The following is a 21,034-nucleotide window of genomic DNA, read 5'->3' on the forward strand; positions in this document are numbered from 1 at the left end:
CGTGCCATCGCGCGCGCTACGCCGACGCGGTCACCCACTTCAAGGAGACCCTGACCGAGCCGTTCGGCGTCAACGAGCACACGGGGATGCGCGTCAGCCGCCTGCCCGCCGGCGCGGACGATCCCGAGCGCTGGGGACATGGCCGGACGCCTGGTACCAGCTGCGCCGGCCGATCGCCGAACGCGAATTGGTGCTGTGGAACGCTGGTGCACCGGCTCGTCGGTGAGTGCAGGTTCGCGACCGGTGCAGACGCCTCCGTGAACGCCCGTTGGGGCGGGTCAGCGGATGAGGGCGCGGGTGAGGAGCTGCTGCAGGACGTCCTTCTCTTCGGCGGACAGGGGGGTCGGGGGGAGCCCTCGGAGAGCAGGTCGAGGAGGCGTCCGCGGAGTTCGGTGCCTTTGGGGGTCAGGACGAGCTGCTTGGCGCGGCGGTCGTCGGGGTGGGGATGGCGTTCGAGGTAGCCCTGCTCTTCGAGGCGATCAGCGACGAAGGTGACGTTGGAGGGCTCGCAGCTCATCCGTTCGGCGAGTTCGCGTAGGGTCAGCGGGCGGGTCAGCTCGGCAAGCGCGGTGCCTTGTGAGGCGGTCAGGCCGAGAGTGGCCGCCCGGACCCGAACGTGGGCTTCGATGTTATTGGCCAGGCCGTTGACCAGCCCGCACAGCAGGCGGTCGGCTTGGACTCGGGTCTCGCGCTTGGTGGCCACGACACAAGTTTACTACCACTTGTATGATTGCAAGTAAAACTGTTCCAGTTGTAACTTTATATATCTCCGCCCCGGGTAGCCGGGGCTGGGGTCAACGCTCCAGCAGGCGCAAGGCAGCTTCGTCGTGGGTATCACCGACGGCTGGGGGAAGGTTGTCGAGCTTCTCGATCTGTTCCGCAGTCAATTCGAGGGCGTCGGCGGCGGTGTTCTCCTCAACGCGTGCCACGCGTTTGGTGCCGGGGATGGGGGCGATGTTGTCGCCCCGGCTCAGCAGCCAGGCCAGCGCGATCTGTGCCGGGGTGACACTCGCTTCGGCGGCAATGGCTTGGACCTCGTCTGCGATACGCAGATTGCGCTGGAAGTTCTCGCCGGTGAAGCGCGGGTTGTTCTTACGCAGGTCGGTGTCGTCGAAGTGGCTGGTCGAGCGGATCTGTCCGGTGAGGAAGCCGCGTCCCAGGGGTGAGTAGGGAACGAAGCCGATGTTCAGCTCGCGCAGCAGGGGTAGCACCCGTTCCTCCGGGTGCCGGGCCCATAGGGAGTACTCCGACTGGACGGCAGCGATGGGGCGCACGGCGTGGGCACGGCGGATCGTCTCCAGTCCGGCCTCGGACAGTCCGATGTGGCGAATCTTGCCCTCGGCGACCAGTTCGCCCATCGTCCCGACGGTGTCCTCGATGGGTGTGTTCGGGTCGACTCGGTGCTGGTAGTACAGGTCGATGTAGTCGGTGCCCAGCCGCTTAAGCGAGCCCTCGACGGCGGTGCGGATGTTGGCCGGGCTGCTGTCGAGTTCTCCTGCTCCGCCGCGCGCATGCGAGATCATGCCGAACTTCGTCGCCACCACGGCCTGGTCCCGGCGGCCCTTGAGCGCTTTGCCTAAGAGCTCCTCATTGATGTACGGGCCGTAGACCTCAGCGGTGTCGAGGAAAGTGACTCCCAGGTCCAGGGCCCGATGGATGGTGCGGATCGACTCGGCGTCGTCCGTGCCGGCCCCCGTGTAGGCGTAAGACATCGATAACACGCCCAGACCGATACGGGAGACGTCCAGGTCCCCCAGCTTGATGTGCTTCATCGCGGTTCTCCGTTTCTGGCATTTGTCGGACTTACTGGGAATGTCGAGCAACAGCGGCCGGCCCTGGTGGCGACGACGGGATAGCCCTTCCCGCGGCGCGTGGAAGGACTGCGCACCCCAAGGACGCGACCCACCCAGCCTTTCGGCCAGGCAGTTGACCAGCCCATACAGCTTTGACCATAGCTCATATTATTGCAACTAGTACTGTTCTAGTTGTAACTTTATCTCGTACCGCCGCCTGGCGGCACCTTTCCGAGCACGAGGCAGGACCATGGCCACGACGACCGAGTTCGACCGCACACGGCTGACCAGTGCACCGCGCGTTCGTTCGCTCCAACTGGGCGAGCTGAAGATCACCTACGTCCCGGACGGGCTGTGCCTGTGCAAACCGCGCGGCTGGCTGACCGGCACCACCGACGCGGACTGGGCGGCCAACCGCGATCATCTGGACGACGGCGGCTTCCTGCCCGCAGCCATCGGCGGGCTGCTGGTCGAGCGGGGTGACCGGGCGCTGCTCATCGACACCGGGTTCGGACCCGAGTCCTATCCCGACGACCCGGCCAACCCGACGATTGGCAGCATCTACGGCGGTGAGCTGCTGGACGGGCTGCGGCGGCTGGGCCGCGATCCGAGCCAGATCGAGGCCGTCGCCATCACCCACCTGCACCTCGACCACCTGGGCTGGGCCTGGAGCACCGAGCCTGGCACCGATGCGCCGCCGTTCGCGCACGCCACCCACTTCGTCGCGGCACCCGAGTGGGAGCGGCGCGACCTGGCCGCCGAGGCCGGGGCGACCGAGGAACGTCTGGCCGCCTTCGCACCCCGCGTCCGTACCGCCGAGGACGGCGAGGAGATCTTCCCCGGCGTGCGGGTCTCGTTCTCGGTCGGACACACATTCGGCCACGCCACGTACACCATCACCGGCGGCGACCGGCGCCTCATCGCGTTCGGCGACGCAATGCACGCGCCGATCCAGGTCACCCACCCCGAATGGGGCTGCGCGCTCGACCATGACCCGGCCGAAGCCACCGAGCAGCGCCGCCGCCTGGTCGACGAGCTGAGCCGTCCCGACACCATCGGCTACGGCAACCACTTTGGCGATGTGGTCTTCGGACGCGCCGAACGCCGACCCGACGGCCGGTTCACCTGGGTCCCCGTCGCCTGACCGTCCGCTCACCGGTGGCACGATGGCCCGCCGGACACGGCGGGCCATCGTCGTTTCAGTAGCGCGTGAATGTGCCAGCGTCCGACTTGCTGCAGCCCGCGCTCTCCATCTTGGGACGCCGCCCACTGGTCGCTAGTTGCCCAGCCAGCTCAGCGCGGCTTTCTTGGCTGCCTCTCGGACGATTTCCCGAATCAGGCTCGGGGAATCATCGACCCGCGCGATGTATGCCGAGTTGTCCGGGATCCCGAGTCAGATCTGGAGGGGGACCGACGATGCCCGCACGCACATCTCCACTCGCGCAGGAGCTCATGCCGGGGATCGGGGCCCGCTGATGGCCGGCGGTGAGGGCGTTTTCGGCCGCTCAAAGAGACGATCGCGGCGCCGGGGTGGGGCCTGGTGCTGGTGACCGGGTTGTTCGCCACCGCGGTGTCGGCGGCGACGTGTGTTGATGGTTGGCTCTCGGGACTTGCTGATGGACCGCGCGAACGTGGTGGGCACCGTGTTCCACGGGGGCGGGCATGCGCTGGCCAGCATCGTCACCGGCGGCGGGGTCACCCAGATCATGATCACCAGCGCCAACAGCCGCGGCGGACGGCCGTAGCGCTGCAGCCCGCGGCGGCGACTCATCGGTGATGGCCGGGTGGACGGTGCTGGTCACGCTGTCGGTTCGGGTTTCGCTCGATCACGCGGGTCGCCGCGGACGGTACGACGGTGCTGACCAGGCGCAGGACGCGGAACAGGGATTTGTAGCCGGATAACGCACGACAGCGCACGGTGTGAACGCGATGGGCGGAGTTATATTCAAGGGCCCACTGAGGTCGCCCCGGGGTCTGTCTGATCAGGCCGGCGTGGTGGCGGAGGAGCTGGGGGCGGTGGTGCGAGATGCTGCGAAACCGACACAGCGAGCGGGTTGAGTTCGACCGGTTGGTCGACGCCGTGCGGGCGGGCCAGAGCCGGGTCCTGGTGGTGCGCGGCGAGCCGGGTGTGGGCAAGACGGCCTTGCTGGAGTACGTCGCCGAGGTCGCCAGGGGGTGTCGGGTGGTGCGCGCGGCCGGAATCGAGTCGGAGACGGAGCTGGCCTTCGCGGGCCTGCACCAGGTGTGCGCGCCGATGCTGGATCGGCTGGCGTGGTTGCCGGACCCGCAGCGGGTCGCGCTGGAAACGGTTCTGGGGCTGGGCACCAGCGCGAGCCCGCCGGATCGGTTCCTGGTCGGGTTGGCCGTGCTGAGCCTGCTGGCGGAGGCCGCCCGCAGGCGGCCGCTGATGTGCCTGGTGGACGACGCGCAGTGGCTGGATCAGGCCTCGGTGCAGACGCTGGCGTTCGTGGCGCGGCGGCTGTCGGCCGAGTCGGTGGGCGTGGTCTTCGCCCTGCGAGAGTCGCACGAGACCGGAGAGCTGACGGGGCTTCCGGAGCTGGTGATCGGTGGTCTTCGCGACGAGGACGCGCGGGAGTTGCTGGACTCGGCGCTGCAAGGACCGCTGGACCCGCAGGTGCGGGACCGGCTCCTGGCCGAGACACGGGGCAATCCGCTGGCGCTGTTGGAGCTTCCAAGCGGGCTGAGCCTGGCCGAGCTGGCGGGTGGGTTCGGGCTGCCGAGCATCAAGGGGCTACCGAGCCGGGTCGAGGAGAGTTTCCACCGGCGGCTGGCGCTGCTGCCGCCCGAGACGCGGTTGCTGCTGCTGGTCGCGGCCGCCGAGCAGAGTGGCGAGCCGGTGCTGTTGTGGCGCGCGGCCGAGCGCCTCGGCACCGGAATCGCAGCGGCGGCGCCGGCGGAGGAGACGGGCCTGGTCACGTTCGGTCCGCGGGTGTGGTTCCGGCATCCGCTGGTGCGCTCGACCGTCTACCGGGGCGCCTCTCCGGAGGATCGGCGCCGCGTGCACGCCGCGCTGGGCGCGGTCACCGACCCGGAGGGGGAACCGGATCGACGGGCGTGGCACCGCGCCCACGCGGCCGCGGGGCCCGACGAGGAGGTCGCGGCCGAACTGGAACGCTCGGCGGGGCGGGCCCAGGCCCGCGGGGGCGTGGCCGCGGCCGCGGCGTTCCTGGAACGGGCCACCGAACTGACCCTCGGCCCGGTCCTGCGCGCCGAGCGAGCACTCGCCGCCGCGCAGGCCAAGCACCAGGCCGGCGCGCTCGACGCCGCGCTAGACCTGCTGGGCGTCACCGAGTCGGGGCCGCCCGACGAATTCCGCCGCGCCCGGTGCGAGCTGCTGCGCGCCCAGATCGCGTTGGCCCTCAGTCACGGACGCGACGCTCCGCCGCTGCTGCTGAGGGCCGCCGCACGGCTCGCGCCGCTCGATGTACGGCTGGCCCGCGAAACCTACCTCCACGCACTAGAAGCAGCAATTTTCGCCGGCAACGGCGAGAGAATTCGGGAGGCGGCGAAGGCTGCGCATGGCGCGCCTCCAGCACCGGAGCCGCCACGCCCGCTCGACCGCCTGCTCGACGGCCTGGCAGCGCAGCTTGTGGAGGGGTACGCGGCCGCAGTGGTGCCGTTGCAGCAGGCCCTGAACGCGTTCCGCAGCCCGGATATCGCTTCTGAGGACGTGTTTCGCTGGACATGGCTGGCCATTTTCGCCGCCCAAAACCTGTGGGATGACGAGACGTACGACGTGATCACTCGCCGGCACATTCAGATCGCCCGCGATACCGGCACGCTCGCCGGGCTCCCCCTCGCCCTGCAATCGCACATGTGCGGGCGCGTGTTTGCCGGCGAGCTGACCGAGGCCGAGCCGTTGCACACGGAATGCGAGGCGGTCGCAGAGGCGACAGGGAGCCAGATTGCCCCTTACGGGGGCCTGCTGCTCAGGGCCTGGCAGGGGCGGGAGGCCGAGTTCCACACCCTGAGCGAGTCAGCCGTCGCGGGCGCGGTCGCGCGGGGCGAGCGCATTGCGCTGACTGCGACGGCGTGGGCGAGCGTGGTGCTCTACAACGGGCTCGGCCACTACGAGGACGCCTTGAGGGCAGGCCGGCAGCTCATGGACTACGACTACCCGGACCAGCGGTTCCTGTCCCAGTGGGGTGGGGCCGAGGTGATCGAGGCGGCCGTCCGAGCCGGGGGGCGCGAGCTCGCCACCGACATCTGGGCCTGGTTCTCGCCGCTGCTGTGCGCCACTGGCACCGACTGGGCGCTCGGCGTGGAGGCGCGCACGCGCGCGCTGCTCGCCGACGGGCCGGCCGCGGAGGACGCCTACCGCGACGCCATCGACCATCTCGCCCGCACCCGCCGCCGGCCCGAGCTGGCCCGGGCGCACCTGCTCTACGGCGAATGGCTGCACCGGGAACGCCGCCGTGGCGACGCCCGCGACCAGCTGCGCACCGCGCACGACCTGTACTCGACGATGGGCATGGCCGGCTTCGCCGAGCGCGCCGCCCGCGAGCTGGAAGCGACTGGCGAAACCATCCGCACCCACGCCACCGAGACCAGCAGTGACCTCACCGCCCAAGAAGCCCAGATCGCCCACCTCGTCCAGAACGGCCACACCAACCCCGACATCGCCGAACGGCTGTTCCTCAGCCCCCGCACCATCGAACAGCACCTCACCCGCATCTACGACAAGCTCATGACACCACCGAAACCGCCGTCTCCTCCGGCGCCACCGTGACCGCCCTTGCCGCCGGCGACGGGGTCGGCGATCTTCTTCCGGTGCCAGGCTCAGGCCCCGCTTCTTGCTCATCCCCAGCGCCGTGCCGATCTCCGCGCCGGATCGGCCTGATCCACACGCACGGGGCTTATACCCCCACTGACGCTGCGTACGTAACTCTTCCGTAGTTCTTCCGAAGCGAACCCCGAGGCCGCCAGCCACTCTGAATGGGTACGAAACACCCGCGCACGAGGAAGGAAAAGCGACGAACACCTTGAGTGAGCTCGGCGCGCTGCACCTGACCCGCCCAGGTACCGCCGCCGCGCCGGACACCTGGGCCGCCTGGCACGAGCGCCGCGCGCTCGTGCTGGACGCCCTGGCCGCCGAAGGCAGCACGCTCGCAGCTGCCTCCGCCGCGGCGGCACACCGCAAGGCAACCGAACTTAGGAAGTAGCCGACGGAAACCGCACGGAGCCATGAGCGGCGGCGAGGACCACGCGTCGCACGGGCGGCGCGCGAGGGCGCTGCCGGTCAAGCAGTCGGCCGGCAGCGCCACCTCCACAGTTCTCAGAGACGGTTGCCACGGTCGCAGCCGGGCTGATCATTCGCGGCGCTGCGCACGATGGACGTCTCCCAGATCGACATCGCCCGATCCACATCGTCGACGGCGCCGACACCTCCTCCGCCCCGTAAGCCAGGTCCGCGGTGGGTGGCCCAGGGCCACCTCATCCTCGCTCTGGGCCACCCGCCGTGCGGCCGACGAGCCGCCGCCAGCCTCGGGCGCGATCTGCGCGCCGCGACCGCGGCGCCCTGCCGCGAGACCGACCGTCGGCGGTCGCATGTCCGGCACCCGCGTGGCGTTGCCCGGCCGCTGATCCGCCGCGACCGGGCACCTTTGGGTGCTATCCCGGAGCACCCAACCCGCGAATGTCTGGCCTTTAGGCGCCGAGGCGGCTGTAGAGGCGGCTGGCCAGGGAGGCGGCCAGCCGGTTCAACTCACCTGACGGATCCAGCTGCGCGAACTGCCCGAGCAGCTCCGCCGCCGCATAGGCCTCGGCCTCCGACAGCATCGCCACCCACCGCTCCTGCCGCCCCCGCTCCACCAACCGCGTCAGGGCTTCGGCGTACTCGCTCAGGTCGCGCACCCCGACCAGGCCGTACCGATCACCGAGCGGATCGTGCGTGACCTCGTCACTCATGCTCGTGCGCCCCTTCGCTCCGCTATCTGTCCGCCGCTCCCCCGAAAATCTATGGCGACTGGGGTAGACATTCAACGACGAGTGTGTGTAATGTTCTCCACGTACGAGAGAGACAACGTCAAGCAGGCGCGGGAGAGAACGTAACTACCCGCGAGGTGAGACAAGACGGTCAGGCAGCACGGAGCCGATCAAGGAACAGGTTCCGGCTGGTGACCGGGAGCAGTACCCCGGGACCGGGTGGTGAAGAGGTTCGGCCCAGGTAGTACCGGCCCCGGAGCGGTAGTGCAGGACGCGGGCGGAGCGTGTGCGCCCGCGAAGATCAGCAGTATCAGCAGTGGTTGTTGTTGTGTGTTAGTGCAGTTGCAGGACCGGTCAGGTGGCCGGAGCCGATCAGTGAACGGGGCTCCGGGCAGTGACCAGCGGCGTCAGTGTGCTGGGACCGATCAGTGGAAGGGTTCCCCGCGGTGACGTTCGCAGCAGGTGAAGTAGCAGTACCGAGTAAGTGGAAAACACAGGAAAGAAGGGAACGGGAACATCATTGGATCGCCCGCAGCGGCCAGGTAGCGCCGCGCGGGTGCCGCAGTCCCATCGAGTTCGGAGGTGGTGCTCGGTTACGAATGAGCGATCCCCGCGGGATCCGGCTTTCCGCCGGACGCGGGTGCAGGACGCCGACGGTCACGTCGGTTGACAATGATGAAAACCTAAAACCCTTGAGGACCCCGGGTGCCGCATGCGGCACCCGGGGTCCTTCGTGATGTGGAGGTGGAATGATCCCTGACCAAGAAGGACCGGCCACGCCCAGCGGGGCCGACAAGTTCGACGACGAGCACTACCCCGGCTACACCATGGGCCGGGCCGCCGACATGCTCGGCACCACCCAAGGCTTCCTGCGCAGCCTCGACGAGGCCGGCCTGATCACCCCGCAACGCTCCGCCGGCGGCCACCGCCGCTACTCCCGCCACCAGCTGCGCCTGGCCACCCGCGTACGGGAACTGGTCGACCAGGGCACCGCCATCGACGCCGCCTGCCGCATCATCACCCTCGAAGACCAACTCCACGAAGCCCAGCGCCTCAACCAGCCCCAACGCCTCAACACCCTCGACTGACTCGGCACGCGGCCACCCGCGCCGCGTGCTGATAGTCGTCCGCCGCCGCCTCCGTGGCGCGTCCCCAGGGCGACCCGAACTCGGCCGGCTCGGCCGCGGCGAAGGCGGGCGCTGCCGGCCGCTGCTTGACCGGCAGCGCCCCCCGCGCGCCGCCGTGCGACGCACGCTTCTCGGACGTGGCCCGTATTCCCAGCCATACCCGCCGACGGATGTGGCAAACACACGGTCAGCCGCGTGTTCGTGTCATCTCTCCACGCCGGGGTCGCTGTAAAACGTAGCTTTCCTGCCCTGGGCGGCATCGCCCGCCAGCTGGGACCACCGCACATTCTCGCCAACCAGCTCGGCCACAACATCCCGGCCGACGAGGAATGACCACGCACCGCGTGGAGTGGCGGGGGTGATCACCATTGCCGGCAGTTCGGCCGGAATGCCCGGACCGGCGAGTAGTTCCGGTCTGCGGGGGTACGCACTCAGTGCCGGTACCGGTTCGTGTGCACAGAGGATTCCGCAGCACGTGGGAGATGAGATGCCAGGCGATTCGGGCGACGAGCACGGAAGCTTACCCCTGCGTTCTCCGGCCGGGAGCCGGGACGAGCCGGAGCTCGAGGAAGCGTTCGACCGGATCGTCGCCGAAGGTCGCGACCGGCTTGGACGTCCGCTGCTGCCGCTGGCGGCCACCGGCCTGCTCGGCGGCGTCGACGTCGCAGTGGGGGTGCTGGCGTACCTGGTCGTCGAGCACGAGACCGGGCAGCCGCTGCTGGCCTCCGCCGCGTTCACGATCGGGTTCATCGCGCTGCTGCTCGCACGCAGCGAGTTGTTCACCGAGAACTTCCTCGTCCCAGTCACCGCGTTGGCGTCCGGAACGGGTACCTGGCCACGGTTGCTCCGGCTGTGGCTGGTCACCCTCGCCGCGAATCTGGCCGGGGGTTTCGTGATGGCCGGCATGATCGTTGTCGCGCTGCCCGACCTTCGTGCCACCGCGGCCGCGAACGGTCTTCATTACGCCACATTGGGCACGTCTTGGCGCTCGTTGCTGCTGGCCGTGCTGGCCGGCGCGGTGATCACCCTCATGACCCGGATGCAGCACTCGACCAATGGCTTGGGAGTCAAGCTCGTCGCCGCGGTCGCCATGTCGTTCCTTCTCGTCGGCGCGCAATTGTTCCACTCGGTACTCGACTCGATCCTCATGTTCGCCGGCCTGCTGGGTGGCTTGGCGCGCTACTCGTGGGGCGCCTGGGCCCTCGCGCTGGCCTGGTCGTCGCTGGGCAACATCGTCGGCGGCATCGGCCTGGTCACGTCGATCCGGCTGCTGCGGGTGTCACACCGCGTCGCAGAGGCGCAGGACGATGCTCACGAAGAAGCCGGTGATCAGGCAGCTTGACAAGGCGGTTGCGGCCTGAACGCCGACAGTGTTGGGGCGGGACCGACGTACTCGACTCGGCCCAGCGGGACCTCTGCCGACGGGCGGCAGGGCTCCCGTCAACCGAAGGCTGGCCGCCGCACGCTGGGCGGCGGCGTGCTTGCTGGACAGGCCGTCGAACCCGCCGCTTTCTTCCGGGCCAGCCAGGAGACAGTCGGTGCGAGCAGCGCGGCGAGCAGCAGTGCCACCGCGACCGGTACCAGCACCGTGGCCAGGCTGACCGCGACGTACCCGATCAACGCCAGGCCACCGGCGACGATCAGCAGGCGACCGAAGACGGCAGCCCCGACACGTAGCCCATAGGGCACCGCCGCGCGTACCTCCGCGGCAGTCCGCACACCGTGCTGGGGCTCGGTTTCATCGCTTTTCATGGGGCACCCGACCTTTCATCGGCCCGGTCGTCCGGGTCATATTCCGGGCGGCAAGCGTGCGTGCCGGACGCGATGCCGCGCTGACGAGGATGGTGTCGACCCAACGGGTGCACTTCAGCGGGAAAAGCATCGAAGAGGTGGCGGACACGGGTTTACTGGCTTGGACCGCTGGTGCGGGCTTGAAATCCGCAGGCGCGGGTCTCGCCGCACTGGCACGGGGCTGGATCTGGTAGGGAATTTTCTCGGAAAGTTCGTGGTAGCCGAATCGGATAACCGGACCCGGTGTCCACCGGGTCCGGTTATCCGATGTAGGCGTGGCGCACCGACGGCTTGGGCCCCAGCAGACAGCCTTCGCGCGCGACCCGGTTGCCGTGCGTGCGGTGCCCCTGAAATCGCCAACCGCGCGAACCTGCCCTTCGCTCGGCGATCAGCCGCCGGGCCATCTGTTCGGTGCGCATCCACCATCCGCCATCCACCCCACTGGCCTCCCACACCTCGCACACGGTCATCTACAGGAGGTACCCGATGTGCACCCTCGCTGAACACGACAAACAGCGGGTCCATTCCAACGCGCTGCCTCGCTGTTCCTCAGCCGCTAGGCGTAGCCACGCAGCGGCATCAACGCCACGTCAACCGTCGATCCCAGCTGGACCGTCACCATGCCCGCCGCCTGGTGGACCTGCTCGTGTCTATTGCTGGGCGTCGGACTCGACCGGCCGGAGGCAGCCGGTTCAACCACGCCCCGGCACGCTCGTGCTGTTGGTCACAGACGGTCTCATCGCACGCCGCGGCGAGATCATCGATCGATACTGACGAACGGCCGGCCAGCTTCGGCGAACCACCGTCGGGCGCTACCTGCGGGGACCGCCGCACCGTGCGGTCATCTGTGGGACGAGGGGTGGTCGAGCAGCCCGCGCTCGAGCCTGCCGAGACCGCGGAGCCCCGGCGTGTATCCGGGGTTGAGCTTACGGACCAGGCGTTCGGGCTTCGGCCAGCGGACGTCGGTGACCCACCCGGCCTTCTCGAACAGCCAGATGATCCGCGCGGAGATGTCCAGCTGGCCGCGGCGGACGCCGTGGCGGGCGCCGGTCGGGTCGGCGTGGTGGGAGTTGTGCCACGACTCGCCCATGGACGCGATGGCCAGCGGCCAGAAGTTCGCCGACTTGTCACGCGCGGCGTAGGGCCGGTCGCCGATCATGTGGCACAGCGAGTTCACCGACCAGGTCACGTGGTGCAGCACCGCGACGCGCACGAGGCTCGCCCAGAAGAACGCGGTCACCGCGCCCCACCAGGACATCGTGGCGAGTCCGCCGATGAGGGCGGGCGCGAGGAGCGTGAGGACGGTCAACGCGGGGAACGAGCGGTCGATGCGCGCGATGTCGCGGTCGGCGAGCAGATCGGGGGCGAACCGCTGGGCGTTGGTCTTCTGGCGGTCGAACAGCCAGCCCATGTGGGCGAACCAGAATCCCTTCGCGAGCGCGGTGGGCGAGGTGCCGTAGCGCCACGGGGAATGCGGATCGCCTTCGCGGTCGGCGAAGGCGTGGTGGCGGCGGTGGTCGGCGACCCAGGTGATCACCGGCCCCTGCATGGCCATGCTCCCGGCCACGGCCAGCGCGATCCGCAGCCCGCGGCGGGCCTTGAACGCACCGTGCGTGAAGTACCGGTGGAATCCGATCGTGACGCCGAGGCAGGTGAGGACGTAGAACCCGGCGGCCAGCGCGAGGTCGATCCAGCCCAGGCCCCAGCCCCACGCGAACGGCACCGCCGTGACCAGCGCCAGCAGGGGGACGACGACGAAAACCTTGATCAGGGAGTTCTCGGCTCGGGTCTTTTCTCTCGAGAGCATCGGCTGCGCGGATTTTCGCGCGGCGTTGCTCGGGCGGGTGGAGATTTGTGTCATCGAACGCTCCTCGGAAACGGGGGTCAGTCGCCGAGGTCCTGGGCTGTTACCGCCGGATAGCCCGCGCGCTGCCGTCTAAACGGGTCAGCTCGGTCAAACGAACGTCACAGATTTCATACGCCACACGGTTTACGTGATGTTGCTCGATCTTCGGTGGTTCACCCCGCGCGCCAACGTGGGTCCTTCCTGCCGCCCGCAGCGAGCGCGTAGACACCTCGTGCTGAGCCTGACAGAACAACCCCGGCCTTATACACATCGATACGCCAAATGCTCGACCATCTGGCGTGTGACCTGTGCGGCACACTGATGTGCTGGGTCCGAATTGCTGTCTGTCACAGTGTCCATATTGGACGCAGCTGCAGGGGTGTGGATGGCCATGGTTCAACTTTTCGAAAGTGGCGACGTAGCACCGGTGTTGCCACCGGTGTTGCCGGAGCCGTCCCCGGCCCAGCCGAAACCAAGGCCACCAAACGAAGATACTGGCGGTCCTGAAAGCGAAGGCTCTTGCCGTCCTCGAGTTCTAAAACGGGTCGCCGTGCGACCGGAGGATGTCGAACAGTGCGAACCGGCCGCTGGGGCGATGAGGGTGACAACGCGCCCGACTTCAGGCTGGAGAACGCCCGAGGGTTCTCAACCCAGGCAACCGAGCGACCCATGTCGCCGCGGTGATGTGCCCGGATGGCGACACGGGTCCCGCCCGGTGTCAGGCTCGATGAGCGCCCTGGGTGGTGGCCTCAGGGTGGGGTCTAGGCAGGCGGCGGCTGCGCGGCTCGTGCACTGCGCTCCTGGCCCCCTACCTTCTGCTCGGCCTTGTGCTTGGCGTCGGCGGCGTCCTGGACGGAGCGCTGCTTGCCGATCGCCAGGTCGGACCTGAACTGCTCGTTCTGTTCCCGGGCCTTCCGGTAACCGGAGTTGACCAGGCGTGCGGCGGCGTCGCGGCCGCCGATGCCGAAGGCCAGCGCCGCGGCCAGCGCCGCCGCGCCGACCAGCGCGACATAGGTGATCGTGACGATCACCGGCGAGATGCCCAGCTGAGTCAGGATCATGAATACGGCGATCCCCATGATCATCGCCGGGACCAGGGTGCGAACGACCTGCCCCGTTGGCGTGTCGCCCATGGTGCGGTGCACCAGCCCGCCGATCGCGCCGGCGACCGCGGCCGCGACGATGAAGATCAGCAGTGCGGCGAGGACGTTGGGCAGGTAGCTCAGCACTTGGTTCATGAACGCGGTCAACGGCGGAATTCCCAGCGTCCCGATGGCCGAGGAGATCACGAACAGCATGATCACCCAGAACACGACCAGGCCGACGAGCTTGGAGGGGCTTCCCTGCGGGGAGAACTTCTCCACGTAGTTGGCGCCACCGCCGGTCTTCAGCTTGTCGTCGACCTTCGCCTTCTGCAGGCCTTTGGTGATGGCCTTGTCGAGCAGTTTGGCGATGATGAAGCCGATCAGCAGCACGAGAAGCGCGCCGATCACCTGAGGCAAGTAGCCCACGAAAGTCGTAAATGCGCTCTGCAAACTTTGCAGGATGTTGAAGCCTGTGTTCATCGATCTTGTCCTTTCATGGATAGGTTTCGATTACGATGGTGGGCGCGTCTAGAATTCGCTGCGTCGTTTCGGTCCTGGGTTTCGTCTGAGGAACTGAAAAACCCCGGCTCGGTCGTCGCGTCGAAGCGGAACACCGAGGTCCGGGGTGTGGATGAAGCCTGTGCGACTCTTGTGGTGTCAGTCTGCTGGGCGGTCCGCGAGTTGATCGGTGGTGCCGTCGTCCGCTGTGGTCATGCCATCACATCCTTCGGGCGACGCCGCAGGTTGACCGGGCCATGGGCGAGCCGCGCACGCGGCTGGCTAAAGTCTGGCCGCGCCTATGACCTGGGCATACCCGGGTTACGCGACACCAAACTCGCGGGAATCCGGCCCCGAACTTCCGGAACCCGGGCAGAAATCATGCATGTGCCCAAGTAGCCGACACCATCGGCCACCTGGACCAGCTGAGGCATCTGTCCACGGGTTCTTCCTCGTCTTCGCCGAGGATGTCGCGCAGCTTGTCCCCGGCTGCCTCAAGCGCCCCGCGTCTTGGCCTTCGCGCCGCCGGAGGTCACGTCCTCCAACAGGTCAGGCAGGCCCTTTTGCTCGGTACCGGAGATGTCCAGCCGGTTTACCGCTTCCGCGAACCGCAGGTACGTGTCGACCCCCGCCGCCCCGATCCGGGCGTCGATGGTCAGCAGCTCGATGCCCACCAGGGACACCCGTACGTAGGCGTCGATCACGAGCCCCCAGGATCGTGTCGATCACGTCGGCGAGACTGCTCGAACTCGGCCGGTCGAGGCCACCGCCCTCGCCAGACGGCTGTCGTCATCGCTTGCTCCCTCAACTTCTGCCCGCGCCCGCACGGGCGCGGCCGCGGCGAGGCCGCTCTTCCTCGGCCGCCTCGTCGGTATCTTCGGTCTCTTCCGGCTCCTCTTCCTCCGGCTCCTCTTCGGACTCTTCTTCCTCGTCGGGCTCGTCCTCGGACTCGGCGGCCTCGTCCTCTTCGGAACCAGTGTCGGCGGACTCTTCGTCCTGCTCAGCCTCCGTGTTCGCGCTGTCGTCGCGGTCGGTGTCCTCGTCCTCCCGCTCGACGACCTCCCCGTCGTGGATCTCGCCGTGCCACCCCTCGACGTCGTCGGGGTTGAGCAGGTCCTCCATCATCACCTGGCGGCGGAAGTGCTTGAGCTCCAGCCGCGCCCGACGGCCCTGGGCCCGCCAGATGTTGCCGGTGCGCTCGAACAGGCCCTGCGGGTGGTAGGCGAGGACCAGCACGACCTTGGTGAGGTCGGGCGTGAGCTCGTGGAACGTCACCGCGCCATCGACGTGGCCCTTGGCTCCCTTGGAACGCCAGACGATCCGCTCAAACGGCACCTGCTCCAGAATGCTGGCCTCCCAGGTGCGGTGCGACCAGAAAACCTGCGCCTTCCACTCGGTCTTCTCGTCGCTGACCTGCTCGACGTTGCTGACCTTCTTCATGAACGCCGGGAAGTCGGTGAACCGGGTCCACTGGTCGTACACGAGGTTGATCGGCGCACCGATGTCGATCTCCTCGACAATATTGGTGAGCTTGATCTTGGCGCCTTTGCCGCCACCCCCACCCCCACCGCCGCCGCCGAAGGCGTTCTTCGCCTTCTGTGCGATGCCGGACAGGCCGCCCTTGACGGCGCCCATCATCGCCTGGCCCTTGATGCTGCCCTTGCTGCCGGTCACCGCCGCGAGCAGGCCACCGCCGTCGCCTCCGGCGAAGTCGGACAGTCGCCCGGCCGTCGAAGACATCTTTTTCGTCAGCGCACCCGTTGCTCGGGTCATCGCCGCTTGGCCCAGCCCGCGCAGGGCATCGGTCAGCTCACTCGTGTCCCCGCCGGTCGCCTTCGACGCGGTGCTGGTGGCCGTGCCGGCCGTGTTGCCGGCTGTGTCCGTCGCCTTGTCGGTGGCGTTCTTCAAAGTTTCGGTGACCACTGCGTTTACCTCCTTGCCCGTCGGGCGGGCGAGCGCTTGGTGGCGGTGCGTGCACTGCCGGAACTTTTGTCGTCATCGGACGACGCGGATCGCCGGCTCGGCGAACGCCGCCGTGGCGGCTGTTCGCCACCGTTGTCGGTGTCATTGTCGTCATCGCTCGAGTGGCGGCTCGCCGCACGCCGACGCTGGGGCTTCTCGGGCTCCGGCTCTTCCTCGGCTTCGGCTTCGTCCTCGTCGACGGCTTCGGCTTCGTCTTCCGGCTCTTCCTGGACTTCGTCCTCGCCGTCGTGCTCCTCGTCGGCTTTGGACTTCTTGCCGCGGGTGAGCGCGCCACCGTCCTGGAGGCGTTCGCTCAGCGACTCGATCCTCCCGCTGGCCGCCGTCACCGCCGCGGACTTCGCCGCGGCGAGCAACTCGTCACGCGCCAGCGACGTCAGCTGGCCGATCTCCGCGGACGAACCCAGCTGCTCGAGACCACTTTGGACGAGCTTCGCCGGTGACACCCCGGCCTTGCCGGTCGCCCCGGCGGCCGCGATCATCAACGCGAGGCGCCCCTTCTTCGTCCGCCCCAGTAGATAACCGGCTGCGACCCCGAGCGCCATCGGTGTTCCTGCCTTCATTGCCGCTCCTCCCGACTCTTGCGGTAGCGAGATCCCCACGCACAACCCGCACGCCGCCCCCGAAAACAACGCGAACAGGAATGTGGCTTCGTCATCCAACTCAGCTACCCGCATCCCTCCGTGTGAAACACGAGATCACGGTGAACGGTTTTGTCCTTGCATGGTAAGGACAAGAACTGTTCACGGGAGCGGTTCCGAAGCTCGTTTTCTGTGATGCTGAAAATCAGCTTCCTTGGAATCCTGGTTGCACGTCGGCCCGATCTCCCTGTTTTTCAACACACCATCCACACGCGAACGGTACCGGTGGCGCCAGGCTTCTTGGTTGCGCTCGCCTTGCCGGGTTCGACACCATCGGCGGAGGAGGGACGCAGAGTCGCCGACCATGGATCACGACGGAGTTCAGTGCACAAGAGCACGACCAGGACTTGATCGGCATCAAGCGCGGTTCGGGCAGGACCGGTATCGAGGACGTGGGCGCCTTGCCGACACTCGAACATCGACAACGCTGTGAGCAGCGCGGACGCCTCTACTCGGGTGATTCGGCGTGCACCTCGAATGCCCGGCCGAGGAGGGAGCGGCGGATCTCGGCCAGCACGCACCGCACTGCGGTGGGGTCGGAGATTTCGCAGGTCCTGCTGAGCTTGTCCCTAGCTCAGCAGGATCTGTGTCTCCGTCTTCTCTGCTCTGCGTCCGCGGGGAGCGAACCGGGCGGGCGATCCGGGTCTGGCATCGCCGGGCCGGTCCGGTCCGGTCCGTGACGGCGTCGGGGCGCGGTCAGCGGCCGTCCGGCGACGGCAGCTGGGTGCGCCGCCGACGTCTGCTGACCGACTTCAGCACGGTGTTTAACGGCGCGGACGGTTCTCGGGCAGGTCGTCGGTGTCGATGCGCTCCTTGCGCACCTCGCCGGAGACCGTCTCGGTCTCGGTGACCTCTTCCTTGGCCAGGCGCACCCGTTCGACCGGCACGACTTCGGTCTCCACGACCGGCCGTTCGGCGTGCAGGGTCATCTCGTGCTCTTCATCGGAGATGGCCGGGCCGGCGAGAGCGGCGCCGGCGTTGGCCTCGGTGATGGGTTCGCGCTCGACGTGGACCTCTTCGTGCGTCACCGGGACCGAGACCTGCTGAGTCTCGGTGACGACGTACTTGCGAAGCGTCGCCCGGCCGGTCTGCTCTCGCTGTGTGCCCACCCGCAGCCGTTCCTCCGAACGCGTCATCGCGTCGTCGGTGGTGGGGCCGGAGATGTCGTGCCCGGTGTCGGCCGCCGTGTCGGCCACGGTGTCGGCCCGCCCGACCTGGCCTTGTCCGGTGTCGAGACCGTAGTGCTGGTAGAGCCGGCTTATCTCGCCTGGGTCGAGGTGGTCGCCTGAGGGGTCGACGTGGGGTGCATCCTTGACGACGTCCTTGTCGTAGGACGTCTGGAGGTCGTCACCGCGGGGTTGCAGGCCCTGGACGGGCAGGAACGTCTCGCTCGTGCCGAACAGGCCGGTGTTGACGGTGACCCATGAAGGAGCGCCGCTGGCGTCGTCGGCCCACAACTGGCCGACCTTACCGATCTTCTGACCGGCCGTGTCGTGAATGGTTTTTCCGGCCCAAGAAGCAATGTCTTGGGAATGAGGCACTGTCATTTTGTTACTTCCTCGCAATGATGGGGGCTGGCGTTCTTCGCCGATTACCCGGTTCCACAGACGCGACACCTGTTCGCGGAATTTTTTTGCCGCCGTCCGCCGCTGCGACGTGGACGACGATCTGCGAAGTTCCAATAAAATGCGCGTGAGCTGCACAGACGTCTCTGTTCGGGCCTGCCTGAATATGATCGTCACAGTGTCGCGAAACAATTTCGCCGACAATGGCGACACCCTGTCTATCTCAGACTTCATCGTTATCGCTCGGAGCTGATGCGGTCGATCTTGCGGTGGTAGCGCATCGCGGCCAGCCCGCCCAGGATGGCCCCGACGAGCGCGGCGGCGAAGGCCACCAGCGCGGCGATGATCCCGACGACGGTCAGGGGCCCTTCGTTGATCGGGAGCCTGGGCAGTCCGTTGAGCCGAGCCAAGATGTTGAACCGACTGCCGCCGACCGCGGCCAGGATCGCAACGACGATCGCGATGACGATCGACCACAGCCACACCGCGATGCCTTGCTTGACCCAGTTGACGCTCGAGCCGGGGGGCGTGATGGTGATGTTCGGGCGGGTACGGGGCCACTCGGGCAAGACCTCGTACTCGACGCCGGTCCAGTGCACCGACCTTGCGCCCTCAGCTTGATCCACGTGCATCGGGAGCGGCTCGGGGAACTAGCCGATGATGTCGCCGCCGGCCTCGGACCTTCCCGTGGCGGTGGTCCACCAGGCGGTAAGGCCCGCGAGGATGGGCAGCGCGTCGAACAGTATGTCGTGCTCGTCCGGGACGAGGACTGCCTTCTGCTCGTCGGTGCTCGCGTCGGCGGACGCGGCCGCGTCGTCACGGGGGCGCCCACTTCGTGGGGTCCATTCTGTTTCAGTTGGTTGTGCCGACGAGCACCGATCCCGACGTCTACGAGGCCGTCGAACAGGCCCTCGCGCACTGGGCGCACGACACGCCGGCTCGGGCGTCCGCGGACGACAAAGCCAACCAGCGGGCCGCACTCAGCGGCGGATCGCCTTCCTGACCGCCGCGACGAGGAGACCGCCGGCCAGCACCCACGGCCCCGCCACGATGAGCGGATCCAGCAGGTGATGCTTGACGTCCGCGCGCTTCTTCCCGACCCGGGAGGAAATCCCGTGGCGCGAGAATTCGCTCGCGACACCGGTTTCGGTGATGGGGTTGTCCGGGTGCAGCGTGGCGAACGAGCGCAGGTGGTGCTCCCACGCGTCCACCCGGTCGGCCGCCAGCAGGAGCAACCAATGCGCAGCACGTCCCTCGCTGTACTTGCGATAAGCCATCTTGCGCACCGCGCCGGAAAGGCCACGAGGCGGACACGAGGTGCCGAAAACCGGGGTGAGGAACGCGTGCTCGATCGACCGTTCCCGAGGCCACTTCTCGGGCTGGCACTCGGGGAACTCCCAGTGCGCGCCCGTCTGGTCCTCCTGCCACAGCAGTTTCGGCACCGACGGCCGGTCCTTCGGATCGAGGTCGGCTCCCCAACCGGGGATCCTGGCCCGCAGCTGGTCAGTCGTCTCCGCGAGCGGCGCCCGCTTCGAGGTGTAGACCACAGTCGGATTCCTTCCTCAGCTACCGCTCGGCACGATCAGCGGCTTGATGCAGCCGTCCAGCTTTGCGGAGAAAATGTGGTAGCCCTCGGCGATGTGCTCCAGCGGGATCCGGTGGGTGACGATGTCGCTCGGCTTGAGGTAACCGTTGCGGATGTGCTCGAACAACCGCGGCCACTGCCGTTTGACGGGGCACTGGTTCATCCGCAAGGTGAGGCCCTTGTTCAGGGCGTCGCCGAATTTGACCGCGCTGAACATCGGGCCGTAGGCCCCCATCACCGACACGGTGCCGGCTTTGCGGACCGAGTCGATGGCCCAGTTGAGCGCGATCGGTGAACCACCCTGCAGCTTCAACTTGGCGGACGTGACGTGCTGGATCAGGTTGCCGTCGGCCTCGGCGCCCACCGCATCGATCGCGACGTCGGCGCCGAGGTGGTCGGTGAGCTTCTTCATCTGCACGACGATGTCGTCGTACTCGGTGAAGTTGCAGGTTTCGGCGTGCGCAAACGTCCGCGCCTTCTCCAGGCGGTACTCGAGGTGATCGACGACGATCACCCGTCCGGCCCCCATCAGCCAGGCCGACTTCGCGGCGAACAGGCCGACCGGGCCGGCCCCGAAGACCACGACCACGTCGCCCTCGACGATGTCTCCGAGCTGCGCACCGAAATAGCCCGTGACGAGTGCGTCGGTGAGCAGGACCGCGTCCTCTTCGTCCATCCACTCCGGGATGACAGTCGGGCCCACGTCGGCGAACGGCACCCGGACGAACTCGGCTTGACCACCGTCGTACCCGCCGCCGGTGTGCGAGTACCCGTAGATGCCACCGACGGCCGTGGCGTTCGGATTGACGTTGTGGCAGTTCGAGTACAGGCCGCGGGCGCAGAACCAGCAGGTCCCGCAGAAGATATTGAACGGCACCATCACGCGGTCCCCACGTCGGAGGCTGCGCACACCCGAACCCACGTCCTCGACCACACCGACGAACTCGTGTCCGAAGGTGAAGCCGACCCGGGTGTCCGGCATCATCCCGTGGTACAGGTGCAAATCAGACCCACAGATCGCCGCCAACGAGACCCGGACGATCGCGTCGTTGGGATGCTCGATCGCCGGCACTTCCTTTTCCTCGACCCGTACTTTGTACGGTCCGCGATACACCATCGCACGCACAGCGCCTCCTCCGGCGATCCCTCGATGCGGCCGGCTGACCGCTCGGCAGTC

20 protein-coding genes and 1 pseudogene are annotated in these 21,034 nt (G+C 67.8%); 7 read left to right on the top strand and 14 right to left on the bottom strand.

What is annotated here, in order from left to right; genetic code table 11:
* Positions 1-16: 16 nt before the first annotated feature.
* Entirely contained in the window at positions 17-703 is a 687-nt protein-coding gene (locus QRX50_RS35505; RefSeq protein WP_285967467.1) for a MarR family winged helix-turn-helix transcriptional regulator, read from the bottom strand.
* 91 nt (positions 704-794) lie between these two features.
* The gene (locus QRX50_RS35510; protein ID WP_285967468.1) at positions 795-1,772 is read right to left on the bottom strand and encodes an aldo/keto reductase; all 978 of its coding nucleotides are present in this window, start codon (positions 1,770-1,772) and stop codon (positions 795-797) included.
* A 271-nt stretch (positions 1,773-2,043) separates the two neighbouring features.
* Here QRX50_RS35510 and QRX50_RS35515 point away from each other — a divergent pair, with 271 nt between their 5' ends.
* The 4 genes from QRX50_RS35515 to QRX50_RS35530 all read left to right on the top strand — a co-directional run bounded on the left by QRX50_RS35515 (position 2,044) and on the right by QRX50_RS35530 (position 6,976).
* Positions 2,044-2,937: an MBL fold metallo-hydrolase gene (locus tag QRX50_RS35515; protein WP_285967469.1), complete on the top strand. Its 894-nt coding sequence runs from the start codon at positions 2,044-2,046 to the stop codon at positions 2,935-2,937.
* Between the two features lie 448 nt (positions 2,938-3,385).
* The gene (locus QRX50_RS35520) at positions 3,386-3,538 is read left to right on the top strand and encodes a M50 family metallopeptidase (protein ID WP_285967470.1); all 153 of its coding nucleotides are present in this window, start codon (positions 3,386-3,388) and stop codon (positions 3,536-3,538) included.
* Positions 3,539-3,819: 281 nt separating this feature from the next.
* On the top strand, positions 3,820-6,543 hold the full coding sequence (locus QRX50_RS35525) for an ATP-binding protein (protein ID WP_285967471.1): 2,724 nt from the start codon (positions 3,820-3,822) through the stop codon (positions 6,541-6,543).
* Between the two features lie 253 nt (positions 6,544-6,796).
* Positions 6,797-6,976: a hypothetical protein gene (locus QRX50_RS35530; protein ID WP_285967472.1), complete on the top strand. Its 180-nt coding sequence runs from the start codon at positions 6,797-6,799 to the stop codon at positions 6,974-6,976.
* Positions 6,977-7,460: 484 nt separating this feature from the next.
* Here QRX50_RS35530 and QRX50_RS35535 read toward each other — a convergent pair whose 3' ends face one another.
* Complete coding sequence (locus tag QRX50_RS35535; RefSeq protein WP_285967473.1) at positions 7,461-7,721, bottom strand: hypothetical protein; 261 nt, start codon at positions 7,719-7,721, stop codon at positions 7,461-7,463.
* A gap of 767 nt (positions 7,722-8,488) precedes the next feature.
* Here QRX50_RS35535 and QRX50_RS35540 point away from each other — a divergent pair.
* The 3 genes from QRX50_RS35540 to QRX50_RS35550 all read left to right on the top strand — a co-directional run bounded on the left by QRX50_RS35540 (position 8,489) and on the right by QRX50_RS35550 (position 10,208).
* Positions 8,489-8,827, top strand: coding sequence for a helix-turn-helix domain-containing protein (locus QRX50_RS35540; protein WP_285967474.1), 339 nt, complete (start codon positions 8,489-8,491; stop codon positions 8,825-8,827).
* 234 nt (positions 8,828-9,061) lie between these two features.
* Positions 9,062-9,199: a hypothetical protein gene (locus tag QRX50_RS35545; protein ID WP_285967475.1), complete on the top strand. Its 138-nt coding sequence runs from the start codon at positions 9,062-9,064 to the stop codon at positions 9,197-9,199.
* A 154-nt stretch (positions 9,200-9,353) separates the two neighbouring features.
* Entirely contained in the window at positions 9,354-10,208 is an 855-nt protein-coding gene (locus QRX50_RS35550) for a formate/nitrite transporter family protein (protein WP_285967476.1), read from the top strand.
* A 98-nt stretch (positions 10,209-10,306) separates the two neighbouring features.
* Here QRX50_RS35550 and QRX50_RS35555 read toward each other — a convergent pair whose 3' ends face one another.
* From QRX50_RS35555 to QRX50_RS35605, 11 genes and pseudogenes are all read right to left on the bottom strand, one after another.
* Positions 10,307-10,618: a hypothetical protein gene (locus tag QRX50_RS35555; protein WP_285967477.1), complete on the bottom strand. Its 312-nt coding sequence runs from the start codon at positions 10,616-10,618 to the stop codon at positions 10,307-10,309.
* A gap of 299 nt (positions 10,619-10,917) precedes the next feature.
* Entirely contained in the window at positions 10,918-11,127 is a 210-nt protein-coding gene (locus QRX50_RS35560) for a hypothetical protein (protein WP_285967478.1), read from the bottom strand.
* Positions 11,128-11,498: 371 nt separating this feature from the next.
* Entirely contained in the window at positions 11,499-12,464 is a 966-nt protein-coding gene (locus tag QRX50_RS35565) for an acyl-CoA desaturase (RefSeq protein ID WP_285974649.1), read from the bottom strand.
* A gap of 800 nt (positions 12,465-13,264) precedes the next feature.
* On the bottom strand, positions 13,265-14,068 hold the full coding sequence (locus tag QRX50_RS35570) for a mechanosensitive ion channel family protein (protein WP_285967479.1): 804 nt from the start codon (positions 14,066-14,068) through the stop codon (positions 13,265-13,267).
* Between the two features lie 397 nt (positions 14,069-14,465).
* A pseudogene (gvpJ, locus tag QRX50_RS50505) lies at positions 14,466-14,815 on the bottom strand (gas vesicle protein GvpJ).
* Between the two features lie 75 nt (positions 14,816-14,890).
* Positions 14,891-16,009, bottom strand: coding sequence for an SRPBCC family protein (locus tag QRX50_RS35580; RefSeq protein WP_285967481.1), 1,119 nt, complete (start codon positions 16,007-16,009; stop codon positions 14,891-14,893).
* A 5-nt stretch (positions 16,010-16,014) separates the two neighbouring features.
* Positions 16,015-16,629 (bottom strand): hypothetical protein, encoded by a 615-nt coding sequence (locus QRX50_RS35585; protein ID WP_285967482.1) that lies wholly within the window; start codon positions 16,627-16,629, stop codon positions 16,015-16,017.
* 842 nt (positions 16,630-17,471) lie between these two features.
* A complete protein-coding gene (locus QRX50_RS35590) occupies positions 17,472-18,410 on the bottom strand; it encodes a PRC and DUF2382 domain-containing protein (protein ID WP_285967483.1) in 939 nt (312 codons plus the stop codon).
* 98 nt (positions 18,411-18,508) lie between these two features.
* On the bottom strand, positions 18,509-18,871 hold the full coding sequence (locus tag QRX50_RS35595) for a hypothetical protein (protein ID WP_285967484.1): 363 nt from the start codon (positions 18,869-18,871) through the stop codon (positions 18,509-18,511).
* Between the two features lie 381 nt (positions 18,872-19,252).
* Positions 19,253-19,819, bottom strand: coding sequence for a hypothetical protein (locus QRX50_RS35600; RefSeq protein WP_285967485.1), 567 nt, complete (start codon positions 19,817-19,819; stop codon positions 19,253-19,255).
* A 15-nt stretch (positions 19,820-19,834) separates the two neighbouring features.
* A complete protein-coding gene (locus QRX50_RS35605; protein WP_285974650.1) occupies positions 19,835-20,974 on the bottom strand; it encodes a zinc-dependent alcohol dehydrogenase in 1,140 nt (379 codons plus the stop codon).
* Positions 20,975-21,034: the final 60 nt, after the last annotated feature.

It is taken from the genome of Amycolatopsis sp. 2-15 (genome assembly GCF_030285625.1).
Classification (GTDB): domain Bacteria; phylum Actinomycetota; class Actinomycetes; order Mycobacteriales; family Pseudonocardiaceae; genus Amycolatopsis; species Amycolatopsis carbonis.

Bases quoted from the DNA above. Each gene is read 5' to 3' on its own strand.
- QRX50_RS35510 (WP_285967468.1), bottom strand. From the start codon at position 1,772: ATGAAGCACATCAAGCTGGGGGACCTGGACGTCTCCCGTATCGGTCTG.
- QRX50_RS35515 (WP_285967469.1), top strand. From the start codon at position 2,044: ATGGCCACGACGACCGAGTTCGACCGCACACGGCTGACCAGTGCACCG.
- QRX50_RS35520 (WP_285967470.1), top strand. From the start codon at position 3,386: ATGGTTGGCTCTCGGGACTTGCTGATGGACCGCGCGAACGTGGTGGGC.
- QRX50_RS35525 (WP_285967471.1), top strand. From the start codon at position 3,820: ATGCTGCGAAACCGACACAGCGAGCGGGTTGAGTTCGACCGGTTGGTC.
- QRX50_RS35535 (WP_285967473.1), bottom strand. From the start codon at position 7,721: ATGAGTGACGAGGTCACGCACGATCCGCTCGGTGATCGGTACGGCCTG.
- QRX50_RS35540 (WP_285967474.1), top strand. From the start codon at position 8,489: ATGATCCCTGACCAAGAAGGACCGGCCACGCCCAGCGGGGCCGACAAG.
- QRX50_RS35550 (WP_285967476.1), top strand. From the start codon at position 9,354: ATGCCAGGCGATTCGGGCGACGAGCACGGAAGCTTACCCCTGCGTTCT.
- QRX50_RS35555 (WP_285967477.1), bottom strand. From the start codon at position 10,618: ATGAAAAGCGATGAAACCGAGCCCCAGCACGGTGTGCGGACTGCCGCG.
- QRX50_RS35560 (WP_285967478.1), bottom strand. From the start codon at position 11,127: ATGACCGTGTGCGAGGTGTGGGAGGCCAGTGGGGTGGATGGCGGATGG.
- QRX50_RS35565 (WP_285974649.1), bottom strand. From the start codon at position 12,464: ATGCTCTCGAGAGAAAAGACCCGAGCCGAGAACTCCCTGATCAAGGTT.
- QRX50_RS35570 (WP_285967479.1), bottom strand. From the start codon at position 14,068: ATGAACACAGGCTTCAACATCCTGCAAAGTTTGCAGAGCGCATTTACG.
- QRX50_RS35585 (WP_285967482.1), bottom strand. From the start codon at position 16,629: ATGAAGGCAGGAACACCGATGGCGCTCGGGGTCGCAGCCGGTTATCTA.
- QRX50_RS35605 (WP_285974650.1), bottom strand. From the start codon at position 20,974: ATGGTGTATCGCGGACCGTACAAAGTACGGGTCGAGGAAAAGGAAGTG.